This window comes from Streptomyces gelaticus, from assembly GCF_014649535.1.
In the GTDB taxonomy this organism is placed as follows: domain Bacteria; phylum Actinomycetota; class Actinomycetes; order Streptomycetales; family Streptomycetaceae; genus Streptomyces; species Streptomyces gelaticus.
The window spans coordinates 365,505-380,146 of sequence record NZ_BMTF01000006.1 but is presented as its reverse complement, the minus strand read 5'-3'; the positions used below and the strand labels follow the sequence as shown (position 1 = coordinate 380,146).

12 protein-coding genes and 1 pseudogene are annotated in these 14,642 nt (G+C 71.0%); 5 read left to right on the top strand and 8 right to left on the bottom strand.

All coding sequences use genetic code 11. The features are described from left to right. The 4 genes and pseudogenes from IE107_RS12335 to IE107_RS12320 all read left to right on the top strand — a co-directional run. Positions 1-279 (top strand): annotated as a pseudogene (locus IE107_RS12335) (epimerase); the annotation flags it as partial. Between the two features lie 8 nt (positions 280-287). Next, positions 288-1,343 (top strand): dihydrodipicolinate synthase family protein, encoded by a 1,056-nt coding sequence (locus IE107_RS12330; protein WP_189543765.1) that lies wholly within the window; start codon positions 288-290, stop codon positions 1,341-1,343. Then, positions 1,327-2,349: a hydroxyacid dehydrogenase gene (locus tag IE107_RS12325; protein WP_189543764.1), complete on the top strand. Its 1,023-nt coding sequence runs from the start codon at positions 1,327-1,329 to the stop codon at positions 2,347-2,349. The genes IE107_RS12330 and IE107_RS12325 overlap by 17 nt, the downstream gene beginning before the upstream one ends. 101 nt (positions 2,350-2,450) lie before the next feature. After that, on the top strand, positions 2,451-3,299 hold the full coding sequence (locus tag IE107_RS12320; protein WP_189543763.1) for a fumarylacetoacetate hydrolase family protein: 849 nt from the start codon (positions 2,451-2,453) through the stop codon (positions 3,297-3,299). Between the two features lie 13 nt (positions 3,300-3,312). Here IE107_RS12320 and IE107_RS12315 read toward each other — a convergent pair whose 3' ends face one another. From IE107_RS12315 to IE107_RS12295, 5 genes are all read right to left on the bottom strand, one after another. After that, positions 3,313-5,004, bottom strand: coding sequence for a flavin monoamine oxidase family protein (locus tag IE107_RS12315; protein ID WP_189543762.1), 1,692 nt, complete (start codon positions 5,002-5,004; stop codon positions 3,313-3,315). A 50-nt stretch (positions 5,005-5,054) separates the two neighbouring features. Next, entirely contained in the window at positions 5,055-5,852 is a 798-nt protein-coding gene (locus IE107_RS12310; RefSeq protein ID WP_189543761.1) for a carbon-nitrogen hydrolase family protein, read from the bottom strand. A 199-nt stretch (positions 5,853-6,051) separates the two neighbouring features. Further along, positions 6,052-6,507 carry an Lrp/AsnC family transcriptional regulator gene (locus tag IE107_RS12305; protein WP_189543760.1) on the bottom strand — a complete coding sequence of 152 codons (456 nt, stop codon included), beginning with the start codon at positions 6,505-6,507 and terminating at the stop codon, positions 6,052-6,054. A 111-nt stretch (positions 6,508-6,618) separates the two neighbouring features. Beyond that, positions 6,619-8,076 (bottom strand): aldehyde dehydrogenase family protein, encoded by a 1,458-nt coding sequence (locus IE107_RS12300; RefSeq protein WP_189543759.1) that lies wholly within the window; start codon positions 8,074-8,076, stop codon positions 6,619-6,621. A 185-nt stretch (positions 8,077-8,261) separates the two neighbouring features. Beyond that, the gene (locus tag IE107_RS12295) at positions 8,262-9,728 is read right to left on the bottom strand and encodes a GuaB1 family IMP dehydrogenase-related protein (RefSeq protein WP_189543758.1); all 1,467 of its coding nucleotides are present in this window, start codon (positions 9,726-9,728) and stop codon (positions 8,262-8,264) included. Between the two features lie 307 nt (positions 9,729-10,035). Between IE107_RS12295 and IE107_RS12290 the strand changes: the two genes are divergently transcribed. Then, the gene (locus tag IE107_RS12290) at positions 10,036-11,058 is read left to right on the top strand and encodes a terpene synthase family protein (RefSeq protein WP_189543757.1); all 1,023 of its coding nucleotides are present in this window, start codon (positions 10,036-10,038) and stop codon (positions 11,056-11,058) included. A gap of 76 nt (positions 11,059-11,134) precedes the next feature. Here the strand turns inward: IE107_RS12290 and IE107_RS12285 are convergent, their stop codons facing one another. The 3 genes from IE107_RS12285 to IE107_RS12275 all read right to left on the bottom strand — a co-directional run bounded on the left by IE107_RS12285 (position 11,135) and on the right by IE107_RS12275 (position 14,582). After that, positions 11,135-12,151 (bottom strand): sugar-binding transcriptional regulator, encoded by a 1,017-nt coding sequence (locus IE107_RS12285; RefSeq protein ID WP_189543786.1) that lies wholly within the window; start codon positions 12,149-12,151, stop codon positions 11,135-11,137. Positions 12,152-12,303: 152 nt separating this feature from the next. Beyond that, positions 12,304-12,987, bottom strand: coding sequence for a ribulose-phosphate 3-epimerase (gene rpe / locus IE107_RS12280; protein WP_189543756.1), 684 nt, complete (start codon positions 12,985-12,987; stop codon positions 12,304-12,306). Between the two features lie 161 nt (positions 12,988-13,148). After that, positions 13,149-14,582 carry an RsmB/NOP family class I SAM-dependent RNA methyltransferase gene (locus IE107_RS12275; RefSeq protein WP_189543755.1) on the bottom strand — a complete coding sequence of 478 codons (1,434 nt, stop codon included), beginning with the start codon at positions 14,580-14,582 and terminating at the stop codon, positions 13,149-13,151. Positions 14,583-14,642 lie beyond the last annotated feature (60 nt).

Sequence of the window (14,642 nt, the reverse complement as noted above, 5' to 3'; positions counted from 1 at the left end):
GACGGCGAGGCGTTCACCCTCAACCTCACCGGCCCCGAAACCGCATCCATACGGCGCATCGCCCAATGGTTCGGCGAGGAGTTCGGCAAGGAGCCGGTCTTCGCCGGCGAGGAGGCGCCCACCGCGCTGCTCTCCGACGCAAGCCGCTGCCACGCCCTCTTCGGCTACCCGGACGTCACCCTGCGCACCCTCGTCGAATGGCAGGCCGACTGGCTGCGCCGCGGGCTGCCGCTGTCCGGCAAGCCCACCAAGTTCCAGGTCCGTGACGGAAGGTTCTGATCCACTCCATGTCCACTCCCTCCCTCGCGCAGACCCCCGCCCTGGACGCGCTCGCCCACGGTGCGGTGATCCCCGCGCACCCGCTCGCCCTGCACGACGACGGCTCCTTCGACGAGCGCCGGCAGCGTGCCCTGACCCGCTACTACCTCGCCTCGGGCGCGGGCGGCGTCGCCGTCGCCGTGCACACCACCCAGTTCGAGATCCGCGAACCGGAGGTCGGTCTGTTCCGGCCGGTCCTGGAACTCGCCGCCGAGACGATCGACGCCGAGGCCGGCCGTCCGTTCATCAAGGTCGCCGGTACCTGCGGCTACACGGCGCAGGCCGTCGCCGAGGCCGAGACCGCGGCCGAGCTCGGTTACGACGCGGTGCTGCTCAGCCCGGCCGTGCCCGGCGCGGACGAGAAGGGCCTGCTGGACCGGGCGCGGGCGGTCGGCGAGGTGCTGCCGGTGATCGGCTTCTACCTCCAGGAGGCGGTCGGCGGACGCTACCTGTCGCCGCACTTCTGGTCCTCGTTCACCGATCTGCCGAACACCGCCGCGGTGAAGATCGCCCCGTTCGACCGCTACCGCACCGCCGATGTCGTACGTGCCGTGGCCGCCGCGGACCGGGCCGACGAGGTGGCGCTGTACACCGGCAACGACGACGACATCATCGGTGATCTGCTCACCCCGTACGAGACGGCGGGCGGCGGGCCGCGCTGGTTCGCGGGCGGGCTCCTCGGCCAGTGGGCCGTGTGGACCGGCTCCGCGGTGACCCTCCTCGACGACGTCCGCAGGGCACGCGCCGGTGACCACGAGGCGATGGTGCGCTGCCTGACCCGGCGCCCCGAACTGACCGACGCCAACAGCGCGGTCTTCGATGTGCGCGGCGCGTTCCGCGGCTGCATCGCCGGGGTCCACGAAGTGCTGCGCCGCCAGGGCCTGCTGGCGAACATCAGGTGCCTGGACCCGGCCGAGACGCTCTCCCCCGGACAGGCCGAGGAGATCAGCCGGGTGGCCACGGCCTACCCTTGGCTGACCGATGACGCCTTCGTTGCGGAGCACCTCGATGACTGGCTCTCCTGACCCTGCCGGCCGCTCCCGGGTGGTCGTCGCCGTACCGCCGGGCCTGCGAGCCCAGTTCTTCACCGCCGAGGTGTGGCGGCAGCTGGAGCGGGCGGCCGAACTCACCGTCGTCGACGACCACTGGGACCGGGCGGCGGTCGTGGCCGCGCTGCCCGGTGCCCGTGCGCTGATCACCTCGTGGCGGGCGCCGAAGGTGGATGCCGGGCTCCTCGCGTCGGCCGACCGGCTGGAGCTGGTGGCGCACACCGGTTCGGCGGTCGCGCCCTATGTCACCGAGGAGGTGTTCCGGCGGGGCATCCTGGTCACGCAGGCCGGTGACGAGATGGCTCGTCCGGTCGCCGAGGTGGCCCTCGCGTTCACGCTCTCGCTGCTCCACCGCGTCCACCGCTTCGACCACGCCCTGCGCGGCGGGCTGGAGTGGGGTGCGGCGAGCGAGGCCCCGCCGCGCCACGAGATCCACGGCAGCGACATCGGCGTGATCGGCGCCTCCCGTACCGGGCGCGCCTACATCGCCCTGGTGCGGGCGATGGGCGCGCGGGTGTGCGTCACCGACCCGTATCTGTCCGACGCGGACGCAGAGGCCCTCGGGGTGGAGTCCGTCCCGCTGGAGACGCTGCTGTCGCGCAGCAGGATCGTGGCCGTGCACGCACCGGTCACCGAGGAGACCCGTCGGATGATCGGCGCCGAGCAGCTGGCGCTGATGCCGGACGGAGCGGGTCTGGTCAACACCGCCAGGTCGTGGCTGGTCGACGAGGACGCACTCCTCGCCGAGTTGTCCACGGGCCGGCTGGACGCGGCGATCGATGTCTTCGACGCCGAGCCGCTGCCCACCGGCCACCCCTTCCGCTCGCTGCCGAACGTGCTGCTCACCCCGCACCAGGCGGCCGGCAGCGTCGAGTGCCGGCAGCGGCTCGGTGCGAGCGCGGTCGACGAGGTGCTGCGGCTGCTCGCCGGGCGCCCCCCGGCCCACGCCGTCACCGCCGACGCCCTCACCCGCCTGCACTAGAGCCTGTCCGGCGGGTCAGGGCCGCGACCCCGGCCATGACCCGCCGGACGGACCTGGGGCCGAGTGCCCCAACCCCCTTACTTTTCAGGAGATTTCACTTCATGCGACTGATGCGCATCGGCGAGCCGGGCCACGAGCGTCCGGTCCTCGTCTGCCCCGAGGGCCGTCACTACGACCTGTCCGGCATCACCGACGACATCGACGGCGCGTTCCTCGCCGCGCTCGCCGACGATCCGCACCTGGTGCCCGCCGAGCCGGTGCTCCCGGAGACCGACATCACGGGGCTGCGGATCGGCGCCCCGGTGGCCCGCCCCTCCGCGCTGCTCTGCATCGGCCAGAACTACGCGGCCCACGCGGCGGAGTCGGGTGCCGAACCGCCCGAGCAGCCGATCCTCTTCTACAAGTCGCCCAACACCGTCGTCGGGCCCTACGACGACGTGCTGATCCCGCGCGGCTCGAAGAAGACGGACTGGGAGGTGGAGTTGGCCGTCGTCATCGGCCGCCGCGCCTCCTACCTGGACTCCCCCGCCGACGCCGCCGCGCACATCGCGGGCTACGCCGTCAGCAACGACGTCTCCGAACGCGCCTTCCAGCTGGAGGAGTCGGGCGGGCAGTGGTCCAAGGGCAAGAGCTGCGCCACGTTCAACCCGCTCGGCCCGGTGCTGGTGACGGCCGACGAGGTCGCCGACCCGCAGCAGCTGCGGCTGCGCAGCTTTGTCAACGGCGAGCCGCGGCAGGACTCCGGCACCGCGGACATGATCTTCAGCGTGGCGCATCTGGTGCACCATCTGTCGCAGTACCTGGTGCTGGAGCCCGGCGACATCATCAACACCGGTACCCCGCAGGGTGTGGCGCTGTCCGGCCGCTTCCCCTACCTGGGCCCGGACGATGTGATGGAGGTCGAGATTTCGGGCCTCGGCCGGCAGCGCAGCGTCTGCCGGCCCGCGTAGCACCGAACGGGTCTCAGTCCTCCGGGAGTTCGACCGGGGCGATGTCGTCGAAGACGTCGCCGGGGCCGGGGTTCGTCGCATCGGTCGCGCCGCCGAACTGGGTCATCACACCCCAGACGGCGTTGAGCGCGGTCTGTACGGCGCCCTCGGCCCAGCCGGCCGTCCAGGAGATGTCGTCGCCCGCCAGGAACAGCCCCCGTCGGTCGGCGGGCAGCCGGTCCTGCATGAAGTGGGTGAACAGCCGCCGCTGGTAGCGGTAGTGGCCCGGCAGGTTGGCCTTGAACGCGCCCATGAACCACGGCTCGTTCTCCCAGGACACCGTCACCGGGTTGCCGATGACGTGCTTCCGGATGTCGACGTCCGGATAGATCTCGCCGAGCGACTTCAGCATGACGTCCATGCGCTCGTTCGGGGAGAGCGGCAGCCACTTCAGGCTGTCGTCGCACCAGGTGTACGAGAGGCAGATGACGGCGGGCCGGTCGGGACCGTCGTCCAGGAGGTACGTCCCCCGGGTCATCCGGTCGGTGAGCGTCATCGACATGGTGTCCCGCCCCGTGGCCTCGTCCTTGTCGAGCCAGAACGGCCGGTCGACGGGCACGAAGAGCTTGGACGACTCCATGTAGTGGGTGCGCTCCATCGCCGTCCAGTGGTCGATCGGGAAGAGCGCGTCGTCGCAGTCGATCTTCGAGAGCAGCAGCCAGGACTGGCCGGTGAAGATCGCGGCCGGGTAGGTACGGATGTCACCGGTGGCGTCGGTGACGGTGATCCGGTTGCCGGCGGTGCGGTTCAGCCGGGTCACGGCGGGCCGGGGCTCGCCGTCGTGCAGCGAGGAGAGCGACGTACCGAGCGGCCAGTGGACGATCTTCTGCGGCTCGCGGTCCCAGAGCCGCAGCGGGAGCTGCTGGCTGCCGCCGACGATGCCCCGGTGGTGGTCGTCCGCCTCGGTGTAGACGACGCGCAGGATCTCCAGGATGGAGTTGGGGAAGTCGGTGTCCCAGCCGCCGGTGCCGAAACCGACCTGGCCGAAGATCTCCCGGTGCCGGAACGACTGGAAGGCGTCGGAGTCGCAGAGGAATCCGTAGAAGGTCTGGTTGTCGAGCTTGCGGACGAGCTCCGCCCAGATCTCCCGGATGCGCGGCACGTCGCGCTCGCGCATCGCGCGGTTCATGTCGGAGAAGTCCGCGCCCTCCTCCAGGCAGCGGTTCCAGGCGTCCATCACGTCGCGGTAGACCTGCGGCAGGTCCTCGATGGTCCGCGCGTAGTGCGACTCGCCCTTGAGGTCGACGACGGTCGACGGGGTGGCCGCGGAGAGCGGGTTGGGGAACGGCTTCGTCTCCAGGCCGACCAGGTCGATGTAGTGCTGGAGCGCGGTGGAGGAGGGCGGGAAGCGCATGGCACCCATCTCGGCGGTGAGCTGTGGATCGCAGCCCTCGAAGCCGACGGTGCGCAGCCGGCCGCCGATCCGGTCCGCCTCGTAGACGACGGGCTTGAGCCCCATCTTCATCAGCTCGTACGCGGCGACGATGCCGGAGAGCCCGCCGCCGATGACGGCCACCTCGGTGCCGTGCTCGGTCGCCGGGATCTGCCCGATGCCGGCGGGGTGCGCCAGGAAGTCGTCGTACGCGTAGGGGAAGTCCGGCCCGAACATCGTGATCGGCTCGGTGGCGTCGGTGTGCTGGACGGCGTTGGGCACCGTGGACGTCATGGGGTACGGACTCCTTGCGCGGTTGAACAGTTGGTACGGGGAGGGCGGGCTCAGACGAGTGAGCCGTACAGACCGGGGCGGCGGTCGTGCAGATACGGGTTGGCGGCGCGCGAGGCGCTCAGCAGCGCGGGGTCCACCTCGCCGACGACCAGTTCCTTGCCGCGTCCGGCGCGGCTGCGGACGGCGCCGTCGGGACCGGCCAGACAGCTCAGCCCGACGAACTCGAACTCGCCCTCCTGGCCGGTCCTGTTGACGTACGCCACGTACATCTGGTTCTCGAAGGCGCGGACGGGCACGACGGACTCGGCGACGAACTGGAAGGGGTGCATCACCGCGGTGGGCACCAGGAGCAGATCGGTGCCCGCGAGGGCGTGGGCGCGGACGTTCTCCGGGAACTCCACGTCGTAACAGATCACGATCCCGATGCGTACGCCGTCCAGCTCGGCCTGGACCACGGCCTGCTCGCCCGGGGTGAACCACTCCTGCTCGAAGCCGCCGAAGAGGTGGGTCTTGCGGTAGTTCGCGAGCGCCGTGCCGTCCGGCCCGATGAGCTGCGCTGCGTTGAAGATCTGCTCGCCCGCGCGCTCCGGGTAGCCGTAGAGGACGGCGAGCCCGTGCCGGGCGGCGATCTCGCCGACGGCCAGGGCGGACGGCCCGTCGGCCGGCTCGGCCAGCCGCGGCACCTCGGCCCCGATCGCGTATCCGGTCAGGAAGAGCTCAGGACAGACCAGCAGCCGCGCCCCGGCGTCCGCCGCCCGCCGCGCGGCTCCGTCGAGCACCTCGATGTTCTCGGCCACGTGCCCGGGGCGTCCGGAGTTCTGGAGCAGGGCGGTGCGCAACGGCGGCATGGCTGACCTCGGGCGGTGCGGGCTGGGCGGGGACGTATCGAAGGTACGGTCCGCCGCTCGCACCGGACAAGGCGCGAGCGTTGCGCGTGCACCGTCGATCCGTTGCGCGCCGACGGCCGTGCGCGGCGATTCATTGCGTGGGACGTCTTCGCAGGTCAATAGGGGTGACTCAGGTCTCACGCGGCCCGGCGCGCGGTACCTACTCCGGCGCGCCCGAGGAGTACCGTCGCAGCAGTGGGGACAGCACCAGCACGGACTTCGTCCGTTCCACGTACGGCTCGCCCGCGATCCGCTCCAGAACCTGCTCGAAGTGGCGCATGTCCGCGGCGAAGACCTGCACGATCGCGTCGGCCTCCCCCGTCACCGTGGAGGCCGACGCGATCTCCGGATAGCGCGCGAGCCCCTGCTTGATCGCCTCTGGCGAGGTGTTGCGGCTGCAGTAGATCTCGATGAACCCCTCGGTCTCCCAGCCCAGTGCCGCCGGGTCCACCCGGACCGTGAAGCCGGTGATGGCGCCCTCGGCGCGCAGCCGGTCCACCCGGCGTTTCACGGCGGGCGCGGACAGGCCGATCATCGCGCCGATGTCGGCATAGGAGCGCCGGGCGTCTTCGGCGAGGGCGTGGACGATGCGTTCGTCGAGGTCGTTCAGGCGCACTTCGGGCGGTTCACCATCTCTGCGATGTCCGGTTTCGGGGGCGGCACGGGCCGCCCCCGAAGTAGACCATGGAGCGCGCGACCCGGCGCGCTCACCGCAGAGCGTGACCGGTCAGAACGGGAACTGCGAGCGGCCGTGCTGCACCGAGATCCACTTCTGGGTGGTGAAGGCCTCGGCCATCGCGTCGCCGTTCAGCCGGCCGAGGCCGGAGCTCTTCTCGCCGCCGAAGGGGACGATCGGCTCGTCGTGGACCGTGCCGTCGTTGATGTGGATCATGCCGGTGTGAATGCGCTGCCCGATCCGCACGCCGCGCTCGATGTCGCCGGTGTGCACCGCGCCGCTCAGTCCGTACGGGGTGTCGTTGGCGATCCGCACCGCCTCGTCCTCGCCGTCGAACGGCACGATGAGCGCGACCGGCCCGAAGATCTCCTGGGACAGGACGGGGGAATCGGCGGCCAGGGCGGTCAGCACGGACGGGCTCACCAGATTGCCCTCGGTCCGGCCGTGCAGCAGGGCCGTCGCACCGGCCGCCACGGCCTGCTCGACGAGCGAGGAAATGGCCTCGGCCTGCGAGGAGTTGATCAGCGGACCGATCACGGTCCCCGGGGCGGCCGGGTCACCGACGGGTAGCGAGGCGACCTTGGCGACGAACTTCTCGGTGAACTCCTGCTCCACCGCCCGGTCGACCAGGATCCGGTTGGCGGCCATGCAGACCTGGCCCTGGTGCACGTACCGGCTGAACACGGCCGCGTCCACGGCGTAGTCCAGATCGGCGTCGTCGAGAACGATCAGCGCGCTGTTGCCGCCGAGTTCGAGCACGGCGCGCTTCAGGTTCGCCGCGCAGACCGTGGCGACGTGCCGTCCCACCTTGTCCGAGCCGGTGAAGGAGATGACCTGGGGAACGGGGTGCTCCAGCAGGGCGTCGCCGATCTCGGCGATGTCGGTGACCACGACGTTCAGCAGGCCGGCCGGCAGCCCGGCCTCCTCGAACACCTTCGCCACCAGGGTGCCGCCGCAGACCGGGGTGTTCTGGTGCGGCTTGAGCACCACCGCGTTGCCGAGCGCCAGGGCGGGGGCGACCGACTTCAGGGACAGCAGGAAGGGGAAGTTGAAGGGGCTGATGACGCCCACGACGCCGACGGGCACCCGGTAGACGCGGTTCTCCTTGCCCTCGGTCGGCGAGGGCAGTATCTGCCCGGTGGGCCGCAGCGCGAGCTGGACCGACTCCCGCAGGAACTCCTTGGCGAGATGCAGCTCGAAGGCCGCCTTCAGCCGGGTGCCGCCCAGCTCCGCGACGATCGCGTCACCGATCTCGGACTCGCGCTCCTCGACGATGCGCAGCGCCCGCTCCAGCACCGTCCGCCTGGTGTACGGGTTGGTGTCGCCCCAGGCCCGCTGGGCGTCCTGCGCGGACCGGTAGGCCTGGTCCACCTCGTCGGCCGTGGCGACCGTGATCGAGGCGAGCTTCTCGCCGTTGTACGGATTGAAGTCGATGATGTCCCAGGAACCCTTGCCCGGCCTCCACTCTCCGTCGATGTACTGATGGGCCAGGTCGGTGAAGAAGGACATGAGATCCCTTACCACGCAGGAACGGGCAGCTGATTGGGATTCATGTTACTTAGGCCGAGCGGCAATTGGGGGTTCGACGAGGTCCGGAACCGGTCATCCGTTCCCCCGGCGGAAGTATCCGGAAACACCGGTGCCCCTCCCGGCCGAACGGCCTGGAGGGGCACCGGCGTCGCGGTACTCCGGGATCAGTTCCAGCTGGCGTGCAGCGGCTTGCCCTCGGCGTATCCGGCGGCGCTCTGCACCCCGACGACCGCCTTCTCCGTGAACTCCGCCAGGGAGGCCGCACCGGCATAGGTGCAGGAGGAGCGGACGCCCGCGATGATCGAGTCGATCAGGTCCTCGACGCCGGGCCTGGCCGGGTCGAGGAACATCCGCGAGGTGGAGATGCCCTCCTCGAAGAGCGCCTTGCGGGCCCGGTCGTACGCGGACTCGTCCGATGTACGGTTCTTCACGGCGCGCGCGGACGCCATGCCGAAGGACTCCTTGTAGAAGCGGCCGTCGGCGGACTGCTGGAGGTCGCCGGGCGACTCGTACGTACCGGCGAACCAGGAGCCGATCATCACGTTGGACGCGCCGGCGGCGAGCGCCATGGCGACATCGCGCGGGTGCCGGACACCGCCGTCCGCCCAGACGTGCTTGCCGTACTTCCTCGCCTCGGCGGCGCACTCCAGAACGGCGGAGAACTGCGGCCGGCCCACACCGGTCATCATCCGGGTGGTGCACATGGCGCCGGGCCCGACACCCACCTTGATGATGTCCGCGCCGGCCTCGACGAGGTCACGCACCCCCTCGGCGGCGACGATGTTGCCCGCGACGATCGGGACCTGCGGGTCGAGCGCACGGACGGCCCGGACCGCGTTGATCATGGACTCCTGGTGGCCGTGGGCGGTGTCCACGACGAGTGTGTCGACACCCGCGTCGAGGAGTTGCTTGGCCTTGCCCGCGACGTTGCCGTTGATCCCGACGGCGGCGGCGATCCGCAGCCTGCCCCCGGCGTCGGTGGCGGGGGTGTACAGGGTGGCCCGCAGCGCGGCCTTGCGGGTGAGGAGGCCGACCAGCCGACCGTCCGCGTCGACGGCGGGAGCGAGCTTGCGGTTGGCGCCGTCCAGCTTGTTGAACGCGTCGCGCGGGTCGATGCCCGAGTCGAGCAGCACCAGATCCTTGGACATGACCTCGGAGAGCTGGGTGAAGCGGTCGACGCCGGCCAGGTCGTGCTCGGTGACGACACCGAGAGGCCGCTGCTCCTCGTCGACGACGACTCCCGCGCCGTGCGCACGCTTCGGCAGCAGCGACAGGGCGTCGGCGACCGTCTGGCCCGGGGTCAGCACGATCGGTGTGTCGAGCACCAGGTGCCGCGTCTTCACCCAGGAGATGACATCGGTGACGACCTCGATCGGGATGTCCTGCGGGATGACGACGAGACCGCCGCGGCGGGCGACTGTTTCGGCCATCCGGCGGCCCGCGATGGCCGTCATGTTCGCCACGACGAGCGGGATGGTGGTGCCGGTGCCATCGGGCGAGGAGAGATCGACACCCTGGCGGGAACCGACTGCCGAACGGCCCGGGACCATGAAGACGTCGTCGTATGTGAGGTCGTACGGGACCGAGGGGGAGTCTGTGTAACGACCAGTTCCGGGCTCAAGAAAACGCATAACGCTCATTTTTTCATACGAAACGGAGCGGGTCGCGTCCTCGAAGACACAACAAAAGGCACCCGTGTTCGTATGTTCCTCCAACAGGGCCGGGCGGGAGCCCCGGGCAGGTGGAAACCGCCTTGTCGGCGGACCCTACCCGAAGGACATGGGAATCATTCGCGATCATCTGCCCTGGACCTGGTGACAAGCGGTCAGGTAGCTTCAAACCCGCAGGTCCCGTGGGTCTTGTCTACGCCCCGGAGGAACAGCCGGAAGGGCAACAACTTCCGTCACACGTACGACCGGAGAGGATCACGACCCACCCGTGGAGAGCGAACTGCCGGACATCTACTGCCCGTTCCCCCAGCGAACCAACCCGCACGTCGGGCAAACCCGGGTCCACCTCGACGAATGGACGCGCAACACAGGTCTGGTCCATCGCGATTCGGCCAGGAACCGCTTCGAGCAGGCGGACTTCGGATCGTTCGTCGGCATGGTGTACCCGACCGCGGACGCCGAGAATCTCGACCTCGTCGCCGACTGGTTCGTCTGGCTCTTTCTCGTCGACGACCAGCTCGACGACGGCCATCTCGGCCGCAGCCCCGAGCCCGTGCGCGACGTGGTCGAGCTGATGCGCGCCGTGATCGAGAGCGACACCCCGGGCACCCTGCCGGACGGACCGCTCCCCGCCGCCGTGGTCGCGCTGGCCGATCTGTGGAAGCGCACGACACCGGCCGCCGCCCCGCACTGGCGCACCCGGTTCGGCTGGCACCTCACCACGTACCTCACGACCACCACCACCTGGGAGGCGGGGAACCGGGCCGGCGGCGTGGTGCCGTCCGAGGAGACGTACATCGCCCAGCGGCGCCACACCGGCGCGATACACGTCTGCATGGACCTGATAGAGATCGTGGCCGGGATCGAGGCTCCCGAGTCGATCCACAACGACTCCCGGTTCATCACCGCGCTGGAAGCCTCGTGCAACGTCGTGTGCTGGGCCAACGACGTGTATTCGTACGAGAAGGAGCAGGTGCTCGGCGAGATCCACAATCTCGTCCACCTGGTCCGGCACCATCGCGGCTACGGCGAGCGGCAGGCGCTCGAACACGTCTGCGCCCGGATCGCGGCGGAGACGGAACGCTTCCTCACCGCCGAGTCCGAGCTGCTGACCGCGTACCCGCAGCTGTCCTGGATGCTCGCGCCGTATCTGGACGGCATGCGGAGCTGGATGCGCGGCAATCTCGACTGGTCGCGGCAGACCCCGCGCTACAACCCGGCCGATGTGAGCCAGTACGAGGAGCCGGAGGAGTATCTGGAGGCGACGGTCCTGGGCCCGGCCCGGGACTGAGCCCCGCCGGGCCGGGAGGCCCGGACAGCGCCGCGCGCCGTCCGGGCCTCTCGCTTGCCCGCAGCCCCGGGACCGCTCAGGCGCCGTCCGGGTCGGCCCGCTCCAGCGCAGGCCGCTGCGGCGCCGCGGATTCCGTCAGCAGATAGTCCGCCGCCGCCGTGTCCGTCACCAGGCTGGTGACGAGCCCGGACCGCAGCACCGCCCCGATCGCCGCGGCCTTGCGCTGGCCGCCCGCGATCGCCACCACCTCGGGGATCCGGCGCAGCCGGTCGGCCTCGACCGTGATGCACCGCTCCCCCAGGTCCCGCCCGACCCGCCGGCCCTCGGTGTCGAAGAGGTGCGCCGACATCTCCGCCGCGACGCCGAGCGAGGCGTAGTGCGCCCGCTCCTCGTCGCTGAGCATGTCGTGGACGGTCGAGATGCCCGGCTCCCAGGAGCCGATGGAGACCGCCGCGACCGTCACCTTGTCGAAGTACTCGAAGGCGCGGGCGATGCCGGTCTGGTGGCGCAGCGCGGCGGCCGTGGCCGGGTCGGGGAGCAGCATCGGGGCGTAGATGGGGTGGGCCTCGCCGCCGGACACCTGGGCGGCCCGCCGGACCGCCTCGACGGAGCCGCGTTCGGCCGTCCCCGCGTCGTACACCCCGGTGAGCTGGACGACCGTGCACGGCGGCAGCCGGTCGAGCGCCGCGGCCATGTGGATGGTGGACCGGCCCCAGGCCAGCCCGAGCACATCGCCCTCGTTCACCAGTTCGCCGAGGAGATCGGCCGCGACCTCGCCCAGGTTCTCCGGGTCCGGTGCGTCGTCCTGCTCCTCGGCCGGGGATTCGACGACGACCGCGTGACGCAGCCCGTAGCGCGCGCGGAGCGCGTCGGAACGCTCGGCGTCCAGCTCGGCGGGGACGCGGATCTCGATCCGTACGAGATCGCGCTCAAGAGCCGTCTCCAGGACCCGGGCCACCTTGAAGCGGCTGACGCCGAACTCCTCGGCGATCTGGATCTTCGACTTTCCCTCGAGGTAGAAGCGGCGGGCCATGGCCGCCGCCTGCACCAGCTCCGCGGGCCCCATCCGCAGGGCGGACCGGCCCGCCGACATTGCAGACACCGCGATCTCCTCACTGCTGTTCACACTCTCGATACGCCGTTCATCCTGTCAGATCCGGCGTTTCCTGACCGGTCCCGTCGGACCGCATTCATCTGCCCTTGGCCCGGCCGACCCGCAATCGGCAGCAGGCGTCGGTCCCGGTGTCAGTGACCGCACGCCCAGGCCGCCGAGGCGGTGGCCCCGTCGGCCTTGGCGCGCAGGGCCCGCACCGCTTCGGCCGGGTCCGCCGCCCCGTACACCGCCGAACCCGCGACGAAGACGTCCGCACCGGCCTCGGCGCACCGCTCGATGGTGGACTCCGAGACGCCGCCGTCGACCTGGAGCCACAGTTCGAGACCGTGCTTGGAGATCAGCTCACGGGTGCGGCGGATCTTCGGCAGCATGATGTCCAGGAATGCCTGGCCGCCGAAGCCCGGCTCCACCGTCATGATCAGCAGCATGTCGAGCTCGGGGAGCAGGTCCTCGTACGGCTCGATGGGCGTCGCGGGCTTGAGCGCCATGGAGGCACGGGCGCCCTTGGCCCGGATCTCCCGCGCCAGCCGTACGGGGGCCGCCGCGGCCTCCGCGTGGAAGGTGACGGAACCGGCGCCCGCCTCGACGTACCGGGGCGCCCAGCGGTCGGGGTCCTCGATCATCAGATGGCAGTCCAGCGGGGTCTTTGTGGCCCGGCTGAGCGATTCGACGATCGGCACGCCGAGGGTCAGATTGGGCACGAAGTGGTTGTCCATCACATCGACGTGGAGCCAGTCGGCACCTTCGACCGCCTTCGCCTCCTCGGCGAGGCGGGCGAAGTCGGCGGACAGGATGCTGGGGTTGATCTGGGCCATGTCCCAAGCCTGCCATGTTCCGCACCGCTTCCCCGCCCCAGCGCGGGCCAAAGCCTCACGGGATCATTACAGTTCGCGCGATCGAGGCGCCCTCTCCGCGCGATACGGGCGTTTCGGCCCGCGGCGGGTGCTTCGGGCGGCCGCGGGCCGCATCGGCCGGTTCAGGCGGTACGCCGGAGCAGGGCCAGATACATCGCGTCCGTGCCGTGCAGATGCGGCCAGAGCTGGACGTCGGGGCCGTCTCCCAGCGCGGGCACGCCCGGCATCAGCGGGCGGGCGTCCACCCACTCGGCCTCGACGGGCTGACCGCCCCGGCCCCTGAGCACGTCGTCGACGACGACCCGGGTCTCCGCGAGATGCGGCGAACAGGTCGCGTAGCCGACGACGCCGCCGACCCGTACGGCCTTCAACGCCTCGCGCAGCAGGGCACGTTGAAGCGACGCGAAGTTCTCCAGGTCCTCCTTGCGGCGCCGCCAGCGAGCCTCCGGGCGGCGGCGCAGGGCTCCGAGGCCCGAGCAGGGCACGTCCATCAGGACCCGGTCGAAACCGCCGGGCCGCCACGGCGGGCGGGTGCCGTCGGCGGTGATCACCTGGTACGGCCCGGGGTTGCCGGCCAGCGCGCGCTCGACGAGACGGGCACGGTGCGGCTGCTTCTCGGCGGCGAGCAGGGCGGCGCCCCGTTCGGCGGCGAGCGCGGCGAGCAGGGCGGCCTTGCCGCCGGGGCCCGCGCAGCCGTCGAGCCAGCGGTTGTCGCTGCCCTCCACCGGCGCGTTGGCGAGGGCGGCGGCGACCAGCTGGCTGCCCTCGTCCTGGACCCCCGCCCGGCCCTCCTGGACGGCGGCCAGCGCCCCGGGCTCGCCGCCCTCCGCCATCCGTACGGCATAGGGCGACCAGCGCCCCGGCAGGCCGTTCCCGTCGCCGAGGGCAGTGAGCAGCTCGTCGGTGGTGGAGCGGCCGGGGCGGGCGACCAGGGTGACCTCCGGCCGTTCGTTGTCCGCTTCGAGGAGGTCCTCGATCCCGGCCCGGCCGCCGCCCAGCGCGTCCCACAGGGCCGAGACCACCCAGCGCGGATGCGAGTGCACGACCGCGAGGTGGTCCTCGGGGTCCTCCTCGTAGGGCGGGGCCACCCGGGCCACCCAGCCGTCGAGGTCGTCCGCGGAGACCTTGCGCAGCACGGCGTTGACGAACTTGGCCCGCCCTTCGCCGAGCACCACCCGGGCCAGCTCCACGCTGGCGGAGACCGCGGCGTGGGTGGGGATACGGGTGCCGAGCAGCTGGTGCACGCCCATATTGAGCACGTCCAGGACCGGCGGGTCGACCTCACGCAGCGGCCGGTCGATGCAGGCCGCGACGATCGCGTCGTACGTCCCCTGGCGGCGCAGCGTGCCGTAGACCAGCTCGGTCGCCAGCGCCGCGTCCCGGTTGTCGAAGTCGCCCTTGGCGCGTGCCTTCTTCAGCAGCGGGGGCAGGACGAGGTTGGCGTACGCGTCCCGTTCGTCGACGGCCCTGAGGGTTTCGAAGGCGAGGAACCGGACCGGGTCCTTCCTGGGGCGGCGATGCGGCTTGGCGGGACGGCGACGCTGCTGGTCGTTCACGTGAAAGGTGCTCCGCTGACGGTGAGGGGGCGAACCCTCCCAGCCTACGTCGCCGCCCCG